Genomic DNA, 16,914 nt, shown 5'->3' with positions numbered 1-16,914 from the left:
ACAGCAAGGACCCTCGCATGACCGTCACCAGAAAGACCCGTCTTGCCGCCGCCGCGCTCGCGGTCGCCCTCACCGTCGCCGGCTGCGGTTCCGGCGACGCGCAGAGCGGCGGCGGGAGCGACGCCCCGACCCGCGCGTTCGCCGCCGACAACGGCGAGATCAAGATCCCGGTCAAGCCGAAGCGCGTGATCGCGACCGGCTACGCCGTTCCGGCGCTGCTCGAGGCGAAGGCCCCGCTCGTCGGGATCTCGACGTGGAAGCGCGGCTTGCCGATGATGACGGCCGAGGACCGCAAGAAGTACGACGAACTGCCGAAGGTCGCGGGCGAGCAGGCCGCCGAGACGAACTACGAGGCCATCGCGCAGGCGGATCCGGACCTGATCGTGATCGGCGTGCCGAAGCCGGTGCTCGCGGACATCGACGTCAAGCGGCTGCAGGAGATCGCGCCGGTCGTGGCGATCGGGCCCTCGGTGCCGTCGGCGTGGCGGGAGCTTTCGCGCAAGCAGTCCGACGCGGCGGGCGCGCTGGCCGGGTTCGACGCCGCGCGCCAGGAGTACGAGGCGAAGGCCAAGCAGCTCGCGGACAAGTACAAAACCGTGCTGCCGCAGCTGAAACTGGGGCACGTCGGCGCGTACGGCGAGGTCGCGAAGGGCAACTTCCAGCGCGAGTTCAAGGATTCCTGGGGCACCAACATCGCACAGGACCTCGGCGCGAACTACTACGGCCAGGTGAAGGTCAAGGGCGGCGGCTCGAAGGACGTCAGCGAGTACCCGTCGATCGAGGAACTGCCCACGGCGTTCGCGCAGGCGGACGCGATCACCTACTCGGTCAAGCCGGACGGCTCGGTGCCGCCCGCGGTGAAGTACGTGCTCGATTCGCCGCTGTGGAAGGAACTTCCGGCGGTGAAGGCCGGCAAGACGTTCGCTTTCCGCTACACCGAAGCGGCCACCTACCGGGCGGCGATGAAGACGCTGGACGCGGTGGACCAGGCGTTCGCGCCGCTGCTGAAGAAGTGACCGCGCGCAGCCGGACCGCGCTGCTGGCCGCCGCCGTCGTCCTGCTGGCGGCGGTGGCCGTGGTCAGCGTGGGCGTCGGGGCGCACGGTATCGCGCCGGCGGAGGTGCTCAAGGCCATTTTCGGGCACGGCGACCCGGCCGATCAGGCGGTGGTGCGCGACGTCCGGGCGCCGCGTGCGCTGCTGGCGGTCGGCGTCGGTGCGGCGCTCGCGGTGGCCGGGGTGCTCGTCCAGGTGCTGTCGCGCAACCCGTTGGCCGAACCCGGAGTGCTCGGCGTGACCGCCGGGGCCGGGTTCGCCATCACGATCGGTTCCGCGCTCGGCATCGCCGTTTCCGAGTCGGGGGAGCTGCTGTTCGCCGTGCTCGGCGCGGTGCTGGCGACCCTGCTGGTGTACGCGGTCGGCCGGCGGTCGCCGTTGCGGATGGTGCTCACCGGCACCGCGCTGACCTTCGTGCTCAGCGGCGTTTCGCTCGGGCTCCGGCTGCTGCTGCCGGACACCTTCGACCGGTACCGGTTCTGGGCGGTCGGTTCGCTGGCCGGACGGGAACAGGCTCCGCTGACAGTGCCGCTGATCGTGATCGCGGTGAGCGTGGTCGCCGCGTTTCTGTTGAGCCGTCAGCTGAACGCGCTCGCGCTGGGCGACACTGTCGCGCACACTCTCGGCGCGCGCGTGGCTCGAATCCGCGCGGTGACGCTGTTGCTGATCACCTTGCTGGCCGGAGCGGCGACCGCGGTGGCCGGGCCGATTCTGTTCGTCGGGCTGATCGTGCCGCATCTCGCGCGGCGCGCGGCGGGTGCGTCGGTGCCGTGGCTGACCGCGTTCGCGGTGGTGCTGGGCCCGATTCTGCTGCTGGTGTCGGACATCGGCTCGCGCGTGCTGCTGCCGACCGGCGAGGTGCCGGTCGCGATCGTGACGGCGTTCGTCGGCGGTCCGGTGCTGATCTGGGCGGTCCGCAAGTACGGGACGGCCGCGCTGTGACCGCGTTCGTGTTCCGCCGCGGGCGGGTTTCGCTGCGGGTCGAGCGCCGGACGGTCATCCTCGTCGCCGTGCTCGGCGTCGTTCTCGCCGGTCTCGCGTTGCTGGGGCTGTGCTACGGCGCGGCCTGGGCGAGCCCGGCGCGGGTGTTCGCCGCGCTCGGCGGGTCCGGCGGCGGGCCGGGCGTGGTGATCCGCGAATGGCGGCTGCCGCGCGTGGCCGCCGGGCTGGTGTTCGGTGCCGCGCTCGGACTGGCCGGGGCGATTTTCCAGAACGTCACAAGGAATCCGCTCGGCAGCCCGGACGTGATCGGCCTCGATTCCGGGGCCTACACCGGCGCGCTGATCGCGATGACGGTGCTGTCCGGTTCTCCGGCGCAGCTGACGTTCGCGTCGGTGCTCGGCGGGCTGGTCACCGCGGCCGCGGTCTACCTGCTTTCGATGGGCGGCAGCCGGTCCGGGTTGCGGCTGATCGTCATCGGGATCGCGATCAACGCGATGCTGACCGCGTTGAACTCGTGGATCGTGCTGCGCGCCGACCTGGAAGTGGCGATCGCCGCGGTCGGCTGGAGTGCGGGTTCGCTCAACGGCATCGGCTGGAGCGACGTCGCCGTGCCGTTCGGCGTGCTGGCTGTGCTGTTCGCGGTGCTGCTGACCCGTGCGCCCGCGCTGCATCAGGCGGCGCTCGGCACGGAACTCGCGGTGACGACTGGCGTGCGGCACGAATCCCTCCGGCTGCAACTGGTCGTGATCGGCGTCGCCTGCACAGCCACGGTCACCGCGGTGGCCGGGCCGATCGCGTTCGTCGCGCTCGCCGCCCCGCAGATCGGCCGCAGGCTCGCCCGCGCGCCCGGCATCCCGCTGCTGCCCGCCGCGCTGACCGGCGCGGTGCTGCTCGCCGGCGCGGACCTCGCCGCGCAGATGCTGCTCGCCCCGGTGTCGCTGCCGGTCGGCGTGGTCAGCACGGCGATCGGCGGCTGCTACCTGATCTGGCTGCTCACCAAGGAGGTGCGGCGGAAGTGACCGCCCGCTTGACCGCGCGGGACCTCACCCTGCGCTACGGCGACCGCGTCGTGTCGACGCAGTTGCGGCTTGACGTGCCCGACCGCGCGTTCACCGCGGTGGTCGGCCCGAACGCGTGCGGCAAATCGACATTGCTGCGCGCGTTCGTCCGGCTGCTCCGGCCGTCCGAGGGCGGCGTGACCTTCGACGGCCGCGCGGTCGGGACGTATCCGGCGAAGGCGCTGGCGCGGGAACTCGGCTTCCTGCCGCAGGATCCGTCCGCGCCGGAGGACGTCCGCGTCCGGCAGCTGGTCGCGCGCGGCCGGTTCCCGCACCAGTCGCTGCTGTCGTCGTGGTCGGAAGAGGACGAGACGGCGGTGGTCGGCGCGCTGACCGCGGCCGGGGTCGCCGGGCTCGCCGACCGTCCGGTGCAGGAGCTGTCCGGCGGGCAGCGGCAGCGGGTGTGGATCGCGGTCGTGCTCGCGCAGCGCACGCCGTACCTGCTGCTCGACGAGCCGACGTCGTTCCTCGACATCGCGCACCAGTACCAGGTGCTGGAGCTGCTGAAGCGGCTGCGCGACGAGGGCCGGACGGTGATCGCCGTGCTGCACGACATCAACCAGGCCTGCCGCTACGCCGACCACGTCGTCGCCATGCGCGACGGCCGGGTCGTCGCCGAGGGCGCGCCCGGCGACGTCGTGGACGCCGACCTGATCAAGGAAGTCTTCGACCTGCCGAGCGTCGTGGTGCCCGATCCGGTCACCGGCACGCCGATGGTCGTGCCGTCGCTCTGACCCCAGGAGTCACCTGTTGAGCACCGCACTCGCCACCCTCGAACTGACCAGCGCCCAGCTGGGCATCTGGAACGCGCAGCGGCTGGAACCGGATTCGCCTTACTACCTCGTCGGCGATGTCATCGAGATCTCCGGCGCGCCGGTCGACGTCGCGGCGCTGGCCGAGGCGATCCGGGCGACCGCCGAGGAGGCCGAAAGCCTTCGCCTGCGGGTGCTCGACACTCCGGACGGTCCTCGGCAAACCGTGTCCGCCGAGCCGGTTCCCTTGCCGGAGATCGTTGATCTGCAAGGGGAATCGGATCCGCTGGCGGCCGCGCACGCGCGGGTCGCGGCGGAGCGGCAGCGGGTGGCCGAGGCATGTCGCGGGATGCTGGACCGGGCGTTGTTCTCGCACGTGATCCTCCGGCTTTCCGACACCGAGGTGTGGTTTACCCAGCTGGGCCACCATTTGGTGTTCGACGGATACACCGCCGCGATGCTCGCTCGCCGCACGGCCGCCCGGTACACCGCGGCGGTGCGGGGCGAAGAGGCGCCGCCGTCGACGTTCGGCCGGTTCGCTGATCTGGTGGACGCCGACCGTGCGTACCGGATGAGCGAGCGGTTCACGCAGGACCGCGCGTACTGGTGTGATCGGTTTACGCCGATGCCGGAGCTGGCCGAGGACGCGAGCGCGGCTGGGTTGCCGGAAGCGACGTTCACCGCGCGCGCCGAGCTCACCGCGGACGAGGTCGCCGGGCTTGGCGAACTGGGGAAGCTCGCCGGGACGACCTGGGGCGACGCGCTGATCGCGTGTTACGCGGCGTTCCTGCATCGGGTGCTCGGGACGGCGGACGTAGTGTTCGCGGTTCCGTTGATGTGCCGGGTCGGTGCGGCGTTGCGTACTCCGGCGATGGCGGTTAACGTGCTGCCGTTGCGGGTCCGCGTGCAGCCGGGGGACCGTCCGGAGGAGCTGACCGCGCGGGTCGCGGCAGCGCTGCGGGAAATGCGCGCGCACCAGCGGTATCGAGGCGAGAATCTGCCGCAGGATCTGGCGGTGCCGGGCGCGGGTGCGTTGCTGCACGGACGCGGGATCAACCTCAAGGCGTTCGACCTGGAGCTGGCGTTCGGCGAGGCGCGCGGGACGATGCGGAACGTCGCGGGCGGGCCGCCGGAGGACATGGGGCTCAGCGTGCTGCCGACGGCTGGCGGCGGGCTGTTGCTGGGGTTCGAGGTCGACGCGCGGTCGCAGGACCAGGCTGGCGTTGACGCGCAGCTCACGGCGTTGAAGGCGTTGATCGCCGCGTTCACCGGGACGGACGCGCCGGTGGTCGGCGGGGTGGACCTCGTGCCGGACGTCGATGCCTTGCTCGCCGAGTGGTCGACGCCCGCCATTGCCGCGACTGAGCACGGACTCTTGGACGGGCTCGGCGGACAGACCGCGCTGGTCTGCGGCGACGAGCGGCTCACCGGCGACGAGGTGCTGGACCGGGTGCACCGGCTGGCGCGGGCGTTGCGGGCGCGGGGCGTCGGGGCGGACGACGTGGTGGCGCTGGCGCTGCCCAGGTCGGTCGATCTGGTGGTGGCGCTGCTGGCGGTTCTCGACGCCGGTGCCGCGTTCCTGCCGCTGGACCTGGCGCATCCGGCGGAACGGGTGCGCGCGCTGGTCGCCGAGGTGACCCCGAAACTCGCCGTCACGGACTCCGATCTGCTGCCGGGAGTGCCGCAGCTCCGGTTGGACGATCCGGCGGTACGGACTGAGATCGCCGGGTATTCGGCGACGGAACTGTCCGATGTGGACCGTCATCCGGAAGATCTCGCGTACGTCATCTTCACCTCGGGCTCCACGGGACAGCCCAAGGGGGTGCTGGTCCGGTCCGGTGGGCTGGAGACGTTGCTGCGGAACCATCGCGCGACCACCGTCACCGAGACCGCGCAGGGGCGGCGGCTTCGCGTGGCGCACACGTATTCGTTCGCCTTCGACTCGGCGATCGAACAGCTGCTGTGGATGCTGTGCGGGCACGAATTGCACGTCTACGACACGGAAACCGCGCGCGACGTCGACGCGCTGCACGCCGCTTTCCTGCGCGACCGGATCGACGTCATCGACACGACGCCGTCGATGGCCGCGCCGTTGCTGGACGCGGGTTCGCTCGACCCGGCGTTGCTGGTGCTCGGCGGCGAGGCGACGCCGCCGGCGTTGTGGCAGCGGGTCGCGTCGTCCGGTATTCGGGCGCGCAACATTTACGGACCGACTGAGGCCACTGTGGACGGTGCCAGCGCGCCGATCACCGGGGACGAACCGATGATCGGGTTCGCGGTGCCGGGCACGAGGGCGTACGTGCTCGACGCCGCGCTGCGGCCGGTGCTGCCGGGCAGTCGCGGGGAGTTGTACCTCGCCGGGCCGCATCTGGCTCGCGGTTACCTCGGCCGTCCGGGCGGGACGGCGGAGCGGTTCGTCGCCGATCCGTTCGGGCCGCAGGGGGAGCGGATGTACCGCACTGGCGACGTCGTGCGCTGGGTGCCGGGGCGCGGTCTGGAGTACCTGGGGCGGCGCGACGGTCAGGTCAAGATTCGCGGCCACCGTGTGGAATTGGGCGAGGTCGAGGGCGCGCTGGGCGCGGTTCCCGGTGTTCGGGCCGCTGCGGCGGCCGTGCGCGGGCCGCGGTTGATCGGTTATGTCGTCGGCACCGAACTAGTGGCGGAAGACGTTCGCGCGACGCTCGCGCAGCGGTTGCCGGAGGCGATGGTCCCGGCGGCGGTCGTGGTGCTGGACGAACTTCCGGTGACCGGCAACGGGAAGCTCGACCGCGCTGCGCTGCCCGCCCCGGCAGCGGCAGACGGCGGACGCGAGCCGCGGACCGAGCGGGAACGGCTGCTGTGCGCCGCGATCGCCGAGGTGATCGGTGTGGAGCGGGTCGCGGTCGACGATGACTTCTTCGCTCTCGGCGGCGACAGCATCACGGCGATCAGCGTGAGCAGCTGGTTGCGGGCGCACGGGCTGGACCTTCGGCCCAGGGATTTGCTGGCGCGGCGCAGTTTCGCGGCCTTGGCGGCGGCGAGCCGGGATCTGTCCGAACCGGACGGTGAGCCGGACGAGCCGATCGGCGAGGTCCCGGCACCGCCGATCGTGCGGACGTTGTTCGACCTGAATCCGGATCTGGACGCGATCGTCGGATATGCACAGTGGACAGTGCTCCGGGTGGACGGTCCGGTGCCGGGGCTGCGCGAAGGCGTTCAGGCGATTCTGGATCACCATGACGTGTTGCGGCTTCGCGTCGAATCCGATGGCTCGTTGGTGATCCGGCCGCGCGGGGCAGTCGCGGCGGCGGTCAGCGAGGCGACGGGGAATCCGGCCGAGGTGGCGGACCGGCTGGCGTCCGAATTGGACCCGCGCGCCGGGGAGATGCTGCGGGTCGCGCTGGTGGGGGACCAGGTGGTGATCGTCGTGCACCACCTGGCGATCGACGGGGTTTCCTGGCGCATTCTGCTGCCTGATCTGCAGACAGCATGCGAGGGCGGGATTCTGGAGCCCGTGCGCACTTCCTGGCGCCGCCATGCGCTGGCGCTCGCCGAACAGGGAGCGAGCGGTGTGCGACGCGGTGAACTGGAGTACTGGCGGTCGGCGCAGACGAGCAAGCTCGACCCGAGGCGCGATACTGTTGCCACCGCGCATCGTTCGGTCACCGTCGCGAGCGAAGAGGAAAGCACGGCGATCCTCACGACCCTGCCCGCCGCCTATCGCGCGGGCGTTGACGAGGTGTTGCTCGCCGCGCTCGTACTGACGCTGCGCGGCGACGAGGACGCGTTGACTGTCACGATGGAGGGCCACGGCCGCGAAGGCTTGGATCTCGCGCGCACCGTCGGCTGGTTCACCGCCGAATACCCGGTCCACATTGAACTGTCTGGTGTGGACACTCTCGACCGGCTGCTGCGCGCGGTCAAGGAAGCGCGACGTGCGGTGCCGGACGGCGGGATCGGCTTCGGCGTCCTCCGGTACCTCGACCCCGGCGCTGAGTTCGCGCCGGAAATGCCGGACGTCCTGCTCAACTACCTCGGCCGGTTCACCCCGCTGTCCGGCGGCTGGCAGCTGCCGGACGAGGATCCGTTCGCTGTCATCGAGCCGCCCGCGAAGGCGTTGGAGCAGGTCCTGGCGTTGAACTGCTTTGTCCGCGAGGACGGCGAGCCGCGGATCGCCGTCGAATGGACCGCCGCCAGCCGGGTCCTGCCGCCGGACGAGGTCGAACGCCTCCAGGAAGCATGGGACGCGGCCCTCGCCGCGCTCGCCAAGCATGCGCGGGAGAACGTCGGCGGCCTCACGCCGTCGGACCTTCCGTTGGTCACGCTCACTCAGGACGACATCGACGACCTCGAACAGCAGGGTCCGCTCGCCGACGTCCTGCCCGCGACGCCGTTGCAGGCCGGGCTGTCGTTCCACACGCTGACCAGGGGCGGACCGGACGTCTACACCGTGCAGGCGGTCACCCGGCTCGAAGGACGCCTCGATTCGGACCGGATGCGAGCCGCCGCCGAGGAACTGCTGCGGCGGCACCCGGCGCTGCGCGTCCACCTGCACACGACGGCGGCGGGCGAGGTCGTGCAGGTCGTGCCCGCCGACGAGCGCCTGGACTGGCGGCACGTCGAGCACCCGGCGAACGCTGACGACGAATGCGCGGTCGAACTGGCCCGGCCGTTCGACCCGGCGGTGCCGCCGCTGATCCGGTTCCTGCTGCTCACCCTCGGCCCGGCCGAACACCGGCTGGTGCTGACGATCCATCACGCGCTGCTCGACGGCTGGTCGATGCCGCTCGTCGGCCGCGCCCTGCTGGCCACTTACGCCGAGCTGGACGGCGGACCCGCCGCTCCCGTCGCGCCGCCGCTCGCCGAGTACCACCGCGTGCTGGCCGCCCGTGATCACGACGCGGCAGTCGAGGCCTGGCAGACCGCATTGGCTGGCCTGGAAGAAGGAACCCGCCTCGCTCCGGCGACCAATGAGTCCACTTCGGACCGTCCACAGCGGATCTGGGCAGGACTCGGCGCGAAGTTCAGCGAACAGCTGCGCGTCTTCGCCCGCGAGCGCGGGGTGACGTCGACGGCGGTGTTCCAGACCGCGTGGGGCGTTCTGCTGGCGCGGCTCACCGGACGCCAGGACGTGGTCTTCGGCTGCCCGGTGTCCGGCCGTCCGTCCGATGTTCCCGGCGTGGAAGCGATGATCGGCCAGCTCGGCACGACCATCCCGGTGCGCGTGAAGTTCGCGCCGTCCGATCCCGCCGCGGAGCTGCTGACGCGAGTGCAGGACGAGAACGCGCGGCTCACCGACCACCATCACCTCGGCCTGCCGGACATCCAGCGCGCGGCGGGCGTCGGCGATCTGTTCGACACGATGCTGGTGATGGAGAACTTCCCGCTCTCCAGCCGGGAACGCGAACCGCTCGCGCCCGGACTCGACCTCGCGGGGGTCGACATCACCGACGCGACGCATTACCCGCTCACCGTGATCGTGCTGCCGGGCGACGAGATCTCGATCGGCCTCGGCTACCAGCCGAACGCCTTCGACGAGGCGACCGTGGCGGCTTACGGCCGTTGGCTGACGACGCTGTTGCACGAGATCGTGGCGGACCCGCGGCAACCGGTCGCTCGGCTGCGTTCTCTTGCCGCGGAGGAGGAAGAAGCTCTTCTCCAGCAAGGAACCGGTCCGGAACCAAGGCGGGAATCCGGTACCTGTCTGGCGGAATTCGCCCGCTGGGTGCGGGAAACGCCGGACGCCGAAGCCGTGGTGTGCCGGGATCGCCGCCTGACCTACGCGGAACTGGACCGGAAGGCGAACCAGCTCGCGCACGGGTTGCGTGCGGCCGGGGTGCGCGAACAAGACCCGGTCGCGGTGCTGCTGGAACGGGACATCGACTTGGTCGTCGCGTTGTTCGGCGTGCTCAAGGCTGGTGCGGTCCATGTCCCGATGGACCCCACGTATCCCGCGGAACGCTTGGCACACCTGGTCCAAGACAGCGCGCCCGCCGCCGTGGTGTCCACTTCGGACCCAGGCTTCGGCATTCCGCTCATCGACCCACTAGTCCTCAGTGGACCGTCTGCTTGGGACGACGTGGTTCCCTCGCCGGACTCGCTGGCGTACGTGATCTACACGTCCGGCACCACCGGTAAACCCAAGGGCGTCGCGATCACGCATCGCGGCATTCCGAGCCTGGTCGCGCTGCAGGAGGACATCGTCGGCATCCGGCACGGCGAGCGGTACCTGCACTTCGCGTCCACGAGCTTCGACGTGTCGTACTGGCAGTTCTTCCTGCCGCTGCTGTCCGGCGGGACCTCGGTGATCGCGCCGGAAGAGGTCCGCGGGTCCGGCGACGACCTGCTCGCCTACGCCGCAGAACACCGCGTGACCGGGCTGAACCTGCTGCCGTCGTTCCTGTCCGCGATGCCGGACGACGCGACGGTGGACCCGGAGGTGTTCTTCGTGGTCGGCGCCGAACGGCTCGACCCGGAGCTGGCGCACCGCTGGGGCGGCCGGCGGGCGCTGTTCAACGCCTACGGCCCGACCGAGGTCACGATCAACTCCGTCACCTGGGTGTACTCCGCCGCCGATCCCGGTCCGCTGCCGATCGGGCGGCCGGACCCGCAGGTGCGGGCGTACGTGCTGGACGCGGGGCTGCGGCCGGTCGGGACCGGCGTCACCGGCGAGCTGTACCTCGCCGGGCCGAAGCTCGCGCGCGGGTACGTGAACCGGCCGGGGCAGACCGCGGAGCGGTTCGTGGCCGACCCGTTCGGCGCGCCCGGCGACCGGATGTACCGCACCGGCGACCTCGTGCGCTGGCGGCCGGACGGGCAGCTGGTGTTCCTCGGCCGCGCCGACCACCAGGTCAAACTGCGCGGGTTCCGGATCGAGCCGGGCGAGATCGAATCGGCGCTGGCGCGGCATCCGGACGTGCGGGCCGCGGTCGTGCTCGTGCGCGAGGACCGGCCGGGGGACCGGCGGCTGGTCGGCTATGTCGTGCCGGTCGACGGCGCGGACCCGGATCCGGCCGCGCTGCGCGAGTACCTGGCCGCCGAGCTGCCCGCGCACATGGTGCCGTCGGCAGTGCTCTCGCTGGAGCGGCTGCCGCTCGGGCCCAGCGGCAAGCTCGACCGGGCCGCGCTGCCCGCGCCTGGACCGCGGAATGTCGCGGCGGCGCGCCAACCGGTGACCGAGGCGGAAACCGTGCTGCTGCGAGTGGTTCGGGAACTGCTCGGCCCGGACGTCACGATCGACGACGGGTTCCTCGACGCTGGCGGCGACAGCATCGCGTCGCTTCGGCTGGTCGCGCGTGCCCGGCGGGAGGGCCTGCACCTGACCGCGCGGGACGTGTTCGAGGGCGGCACGATCGCCGGGATCGCGGCGCGCTGCAGTGACCAGACGGTGGTGGTGTCGCCGGATCTCACGCCCGCGGTCGGGGACGCGCCGTTGACGCCCGTCATGCGTGAGCTGCTGGAACGCGCTGGCTCGGAAGCGGACGGGTTCTGTCAGTGGGTCGAGGTGTGCGTGCCGTCCGGCGGTGACGTGCCGAAGTGGCGGGCGGCGCTTGACGCGGTGCTCGAACGGCACGACGTGCTGCGTTCGCGTCTGGCTGGTGACGTGCTGCGCGTTCCGGAGCCTGGTGCGGTGGCCGGGGCGGACGTGCTGATGGTCGTCCCGGCGGGCGAGGACGCGGATCTGCGGGCGCTGCTGGACGATCAGATCGAGGCTGTCCGGTCCGCAATGGACCCGCGGACCGGTCCGATGCTGCGTGCGGTGTGGGTGGATGCCGGACCCGCGCGTCCGGGGCGGCTCGCGCTGGTCGCGCACCACCTCGTCGTGGACGCGGTGTCGTGGCGGATTCTTCTCGACGACCTTGAGCAGGCGTACTACGGTCACCAGCTGCCGGATCGCGGGCCGTCGTTCCTCGGCTGGGCACGCGCGTTGGCCGCGGCCAAGACCGCACGGCAGGTGGAAAGCTCGCACTGGCAAGGAGTTTCGGCTTCGGCTCGTCCGGTGAGTGGAACTGCGCGGCACCACGAGATCGCGGTGTCGGCGGAGATCACACAGGCGGTGCTGACGACGTTGCCGGGCGCGTACCGAACCGGCCCCGACGCCGTGCTGCTCACCGCTTTCGCGAGGGCTTGGCGCGGCTCGGAGTTGCTCGTCGCGCTGGAGAGCCACGGCCGTCCGGACCACACGCCGGACTTCGCCGGAGCCGTCGACTTGTCCCGGACGGTCGGCTGGTTCACCGCGATGTACCCGGCGCGGATCACCCCGCCAGAGGGGGAGACGGCGATCGCCGCGGTCCGCGATCAGCTCCGGGCCGCCGGCGACGGGCTCGGGTACGGCATCCTCGGCGGAACGTCGACCGGGGCGGACGTCAGCTGGAACTACCTCGGCCGGTTCGAGGCGGCGCCGCAGGCGGAGACGCCGTGGCAGCGCCCGCCGGACGCCGATCCGCTCGGCTCCGATGGCGGCCCGCTCGGGCATGCGCTGATGGTGAACGCGATGGTGCGCGACGACCGGCTGGCGGTGCGGTTCACCTGGCCGTCCTCGGAGTTCAGCGCGGACGAGGTCGCGGCTTTGGGCGCGGCGTTCCAGGAGGAACTCGCGGCGCTGGCCGCTGCGGTACCTGCTGGCGAACTGTTGCCGTTGACGCCTCTGCAGGAGCTGATCCTGCGCGAATCGCGGGCGGCGGACGAGGATCCGTACCCGGTGCAGGCGGCGTTCTCGCTGGTCGGAGCGCTCGACGTACGCGCGTTGGCGGCTTCGGCGAACGCGCTGGTGCGGCGGCATCCGAACCTGGGCGCGGTCTTCCCGGCCGGGCACGAGGTGCAGGTGCTGCCGACCGAGCCGCAGGTCGGCTTCCGGGTGCGCTCGGTCGAGGATGACGTCGAACGGCTGCTTGCCGAAGATCTCGCTGAGCCGTTCGATCTCGCCGGTGGACCGCTGCTGCGGGTGACTGTGCTTCGGCACGGTCCGGACCGGCACGAACTGGTATTGACCAGCCATCACCTGCTGTCCGACGGCTGGTCGGCGCCGCGGATTCTGGCCGAGTTGTTCGCCGGTTACTCCGGTGAGTCGCTGCCGGAGGCGGTGCCGGTGTCGCGGTACACGCGGTGGCTCGCCGCGCGGGACCACGCGGTCAGCGGACACGCGTGGCGGACGGAACTGGCTGATCTGCCGTCGCGGAAGCTCCTGCGCGGACAGCCTGCGGCGGTCGAGCCGGAACTGTTCACTGTGGACGCTCCGCTGGTTGCCGAGCTGACTCAAGCCGGTGCCCGGCACGGGGTTACGGCCGGGACGTTGCTGCAGGGTGCGTGGGCGGCGGTGCTCGCCGCGCGCTCTGGGGTTGCCGACGTTGCTTTCGGCGCGATGGTGTCCGGCCGGACGTCCGAAGTGGACGGTGTCGAAGAGGTCCTCGGATTGCTTGCCAACACCGTGCCGGTCCGGGTTCGTTTCACCGGTACGGTGGCGGAGACTCTCGCGCAAACCCAATCCCGGCAACAGGAATTGCTGGCACATCAGCACGTCGGCCTGGCGGAGCTGTGTGCGCTGACTGGGCAGGACCGGCTGTTCGACAGCCTCGTCGTGTTCGAGAACTACCCGGTGGATCCGGCGAAACTGCGCGAACCGGCCCCTGGGCTGACGATCACCGGGACCCGCTTCCGCGAGCGCACGCATTACCCGATGACGGTCACCGTCGTGCCCGAACTCGCGGGCGGCTGGTCCGGCGTATTCGGTTACCAGGCGGGGATTCTGCCGGCCGCCGAAGCCCGGTCGCTGGTCGCGGACCTGCTGCGATTCCTGGCCGAGCTTCCGTCGCGGCTGGACAAGGACGCGGGCGAGTGGCTGCGGTGAACCTGTGGCGGACCGCGTTCGTGCTCGTGCTGGGCACGTTCATGGCGACGCTCGACAGCACGATCGTCTCGGTCGGCGTCGAGACGCTGGCGCAGCGATTCGACGCGTCCGTCACCGAGGTCCAGTGGGTCACCACCGCATATCTGCTGGCGGTGGTGGCCGCAGTGCCCGCGTCGGGCTGGCTGGCCGCGCGGTTCGGCGGGCGGCGGACCTGGCTGACCGCGGTGGTCGTGTTCGTGCTGGCATCGCTGTTGTGCGGGCTGGCGAGTTCGCTGCCGATGCTGGTCGCGTTCCGGGTTTTGCAAGGGCTGGCCGGCGGTTTGCTGCCGCCGACCGGCCAAGCGCTGCTGGCGCGGGCGGCCGGACCGGAGCGGATCGGACGGCTGATCAGCGTCGTCGGCGTGGTGCCGTTGCTGTCGCCGGTGCTGGGTCCGCTGGCGAGCGGGGCGATCCTCAACGTCGCGGACTGGCCGTGGCTGTTCTACGTCAACCTGCCGGTCGGCGTGGTCGCGGTGTTGCTCGGGTTGCGGTATGTCGCGGCGGACGCGCCGACCGATCCGCGCGAGCCGTTCGATTTCCGCGGCGCCGCGTTGCTTTCGCCGGGATTGGCCGCGGTGGTTTTCGGGCTTACCGGGTTCTCCGACGGATACCCGAAGCTGCTTTCCTCGGCGGCGGTCGTGGCGGGTTTGCTGATGCTGGCCGCGTTTGTCCGGCACGGATTGCGGGTGCGGGCGCCGTTGCTGGATCCGCGATTGTTCACCCGGCCGCCGTTCGGGGCCGCTGCGTTGGCGCTGGTCGTGCTGGGCGCTTCGGTGTTCGGCACGATGTTTCTGCTGCCGTTGTATCTGCGGCGCGGTGCCGGATTGGACGCGTGGGACACCGGATTGCTGCTGGTGCCACAGGGAATCGGCGCGGCGGCCGGGTCGGTTCTGGTGCATCGCATAGTGGACCGGGCGGCGCCGCGGACGCTGGTGCTGTCCGGGATCGGCCTGGTCGCACTGGGAACGGCGGCGTTTACCCAGCTGGGTCCGGAACTTCCGGATGTTGTGTTGGTCATTTCGCTGTTGCTGCGGGGTTTCGGAGCGGCGATGATCAGTGCGCCAGTGCTGGCGTTGGTGTACCGCAGCCTGGAGAAAACGCAGCTGCCGAAAGCGGCTGGCGCGCTGAATTTGCTGAACACGCTGGGCGGTTCGGTCGGGACCGCCGTTCTCGCACTGGTGTTGCAAAACCGTTTGGCCGCACGGGGCGCCGACGTCGCGGCGGCCTTCGCGGACACGTTCTGGTGGGTGCTCGGACTGGTCGTGGTGGCGGCTGCCGGGGCGGCGAAGCTGCCTAAGGAAAGGAGCCGGTAGATGCAGGACACGTTGCCCAGCCCGGTGGAGGTGACCGCCGGGGTCGCGCCGGACGTCGCGCGGCACCGCGAAACGGTCTCGGCGGTGCTGGCCCGGCGCGATCCGCGGTTGCTGGTGATCGTGGGGCCGTGCTCGGTGCACGATCCGGAGGCGGCGCTGGAATACGCCGGGTTGCTGGCCGGTGCGGCGGCTCGGTACGCGGACGACCTCGTGGTGGTTTTGCGGGCTTACTTGGAGAAACCGCGATCGGTGACCGGCTGGACCGGGTTTCTCCCGGACCCGACCCTGGACGGCAAAGGCGATCTCTCCACCGGCGTCCGGCTGGGTCGGCAGTTCCTGCTCGACGCGGCGGCGACCGGGTTGCCGCTGGCGTATGAATTCGTGGATCCGGTGCTGGCGCCGTATGTCGCGGACACGGTGAGCTGGGGCGCGATCGGGGCGCGGACGGTGGCCAGCCAGCCGCACCGGCAGCTGGCGTCGTGGTTGCCGATGCCGGTGGGGATGAAGAACTGCGTGTCCGGGCGGCTGGGTCCGGCGGTGGACGCGATCCGCGCGGCCGGGGCGGCGCACGCGTTTCCCGGGCTGGGCGTGGACGGGCGGATGAAAACCTTGCGCAGCAGCGGGAATCCGGACGCGCATCTGGTGCTGCGCGGAGGTCCGGCGCCGAATTACGACGCGGCGTCGGTCGCCGAGGCGATGGCGGTGCTGGGGGAGGCCGGGCTGCCGCGAAGAGCGGTGGTCGACGCGTCGCACGGGAACAGCGGGAAGGACCACAACCGGCAGCCGGGCGTGATCGCCGACGTGGCGGGGCAGATCCGGGACGGGGCCGCGGTCGCCGGGGTGATGATCGAGTCGTATTTGCGGGACGGGGCACAGGACCCGGAGCGGGTGCCCGCTGACCCGGCGGTGAGCCGGACGGATCCTTGCCTCGGGTGGGAGCGGACGGTTCCGTTGCTGGAGTCGCTGGCGTCGGCCAGCCGGGAGCGTCGGGGGAATGCCGTGAGGGGAACCCTCAGGGACTCTGAGTCCCTCAGGGTTCCCCTCACGGACGGCTAAGGCAGCAGGTTGGCGCGGCGCGCGGCGTTGACCGCTTGGAGACGGGTCTTCGCGTCCAGCTTCCGCATCGCGTTGCGCAAATAGCTCTTCACCGTTTCCGCGCCCAGCCCGAGCGCTTCGGCGATGTCCGCGTTCGTTTGCCCGGCCGCCGCACCGGCCAGGACGTCCAGCTCGCGCGCCGACAGCGTCGGTCGCGGGCCTTCCGGGGCGCCGCCAGCGAGCGAGCGGCAGACGGCGTCGAGACGATCGCGCAGGTCCGGATCGTCGAGGGAAGCGACGATGCGGCGGAGCTCGGCGTGGCTTTCCCGGATGGTTTCGCGGTCGGCCGGTTCGCCGGTCGCGACGTCCGGGGCGGGGGCGAGCAGTTCCAGCCGGCGGTGCACCTCGGCGCGGATCGCCAGCTCCTGCTCCAGGTCACGGGCCACCTCGACCATCGCGGTGACCGAGCGGTCGCCGAAGCGGACGTGTTCGCGGACCGCGCCGTAGAGGACCGCCCGGACGGTGCGGGACACGATCACCGGCACCGCCATCACCGAGCGCACGCCCTCGGCCTGCACGGCGCGGTCGAAGTGGTGGCTGATCGCTTCGCTGGTGTAGTAGTCCGGCAGCACCACCGGTTTCCGCACGCCGATCGCGCGCCCGCCCAGGCCCTTGCCCTCCGCGACCACCAGGCCGAGCAGCGACGTCGTCGAGTTCCCGACCAGTTCGGTCATCCGCAGCCGGCGACCGTCCGTGACCACCCCGCCGAAGGACAGCGGGACCTGCGCGGCCCCGCGCAGCCGCACCAGCGCGCGACGGACCTCCGCGACGTCCTCGGCCGGGCCGGGATCGGTGACGGGCATCGGGGCGTCACCCCTTTTCGGGGGTAGTGGGC

Annotated in this window: 8 protein-coding genes; 7 read left to right on the top strand and 1 reads right to left on the bottom strand. The window is 71.3% G+C overall.

Annotated elements, in window-relative coordinates:
* Window positions 1-17 precede the first annotated feature (17 nt).
* The 7 genes from ABZX37_RS24845 to ABZX37_RS24815 are packed head-to-tail and all read left to right on the top strand — an operon-like array spanning window position 18 to window position 16,040.
* Entirely contained in the window at window positions 18-1,016 is a 999-nt protein-coding gene (locus ABZX37_RS24845; RefSeq protein ID WP_354743296.1) for an ABC transporter substrate-binding protein, read from the top strand.
* Window positions 1,013-1,996 carry an iron ABC transporter permease gene (locus ABZX37_RS24840; protein WP_354743294.1) on the top strand — a complete coding sequence of 328 codons (984 nt, stop codon included), beginning with the start codon at window positions 1,013-1,015 and terminating at the stop codon, window positions 1,994-1,996. Before ABZX37_RS24845 ends, ABZX37_RS24840 begins: the two co-directional genes overlap by 4 nt.
* A complete protein-coding gene (locus tag ABZX37_RS24835) occupies window positions 1,993-3,015 on the top strand; it encodes an iron chelate uptake ABC transporter family permease subunit (protein ID WP_354743292.1) in 1,023 nt (340 codons plus the stop codon). Before ABZX37_RS24840 ends, ABZX37_RS24835 begins: the two co-directional genes overlap by 4 nt.
* Window positions 3,012-3,788: an ABC transporter ATP-binding protein gene (locus ABZX37_RS24830; RefSeq protein ID WP_354743290.1), complete on the top strand. Its 777-nt coding sequence runs from the start codon at window positions 3,012-3,014 to the stop codon at window positions 3,786-3,788. Before ABZX37_RS24835 ends, ABZX37_RS24830 begins: the two co-directional genes overlap by 4 nt.
* A 16-nt stretch (window positions 3,789-3,804) precedes the next feature.
* Complete coding sequence (locus tag ABZX37_RS24825; RefSeq protein ID WP_354743288.1) at window positions 3,805-13,632, top strand: amino acid adenylation domain-containing protein; 9,828 nt, start codon at window positions 3,805-3,807, stop codon at window positions 13,630-13,632.
* Window positions 13,620-14,984 (top strand): DHA2 family efflux MFS transporter permease subunit, encoded by a 1,365-nt coding sequence (locus ABZX37_RS24820; protein ID WP_354743286.1) that lies wholly within the window; start codon window positions 13,620-13,622, stop codon window positions 14,982-14,984. The genes ABZX37_RS24825 and ABZX37_RS24820 overlap by 13 nt, the downstream gene beginning before the upstream one ends.
* The gene (locus tag ABZX37_RS24815) at window positions 14,985-16,040 is read left to right on the top strand and encodes a 3-deoxy-7-phosphoheptulonate synthase (RefSeq protein WP_354743284.1); all 1,056 of its coding nucleotides are present in this window, start codon (window positions 14,985-14,987) and stop codon (window positions 16,038-16,040) included.
* Here the strand turns inward: ABZX37_RS24815 and ABZX37_RS24810 are convergent.
* Window positions 16,037-16,882, bottom strand: a complete 846-nt coding sequence (locus tag ABZX37_RS24810; protein WP_354743282.1) for a LuxR C-terminal-related transcriptional regulator — start codon at window positions 16,880-16,882, stop codon at window positions 16,037-16,039. The two genes, ABZX37_RS24815 and ABZX37_RS24810, sit on opposite strands and share 4 nt — an antisense overlap.
* Window positions 16,883-16,914: the final 32 nt, after the last annotated feature.

This window comes from Amycolatopsis sp. NPDC004079, assembly GCF_040610415.1.
Taxonomy (GTDB): Bacteria; Actinomycetota; Actinomycetes; order Mycobacteriales; family Pseudonocardiaceae; genus Amycolatopsis; species Amycolatopsis halotolerans.
Note: the sequence above shows the minus strand (reverse complement) of the source record. Positions and strands in the feature narration are given on the sequence as shown.

What these genes read in the sequence shown, in the direction of transcription:
- ABZX37_RS24845 (WP_354743296.1), top strand. Translation starts at nt 18, where the DNA reads ATGACCGTCACCAGAAAGACCCGTCTTGCCGCCGCCGCGCTCGCGGTC.
- ABZX37_RS24810 (WP_354743282.1), bottom strand. Translation starts at nt 16,882, where the DNA reads ATGCCCGTCACCGATCCCGGCCCGGCCGAGGACGTCGCGGAGGTCCGT.
- ABZX37_RS24815 (WP_354743284.1), top strand. Translation starts at nt 14,985, where the DNA reads ATGCAGGACACGTTGCCCAGCCCGGTGGAGGTGACCGCCGGGGTCGCG.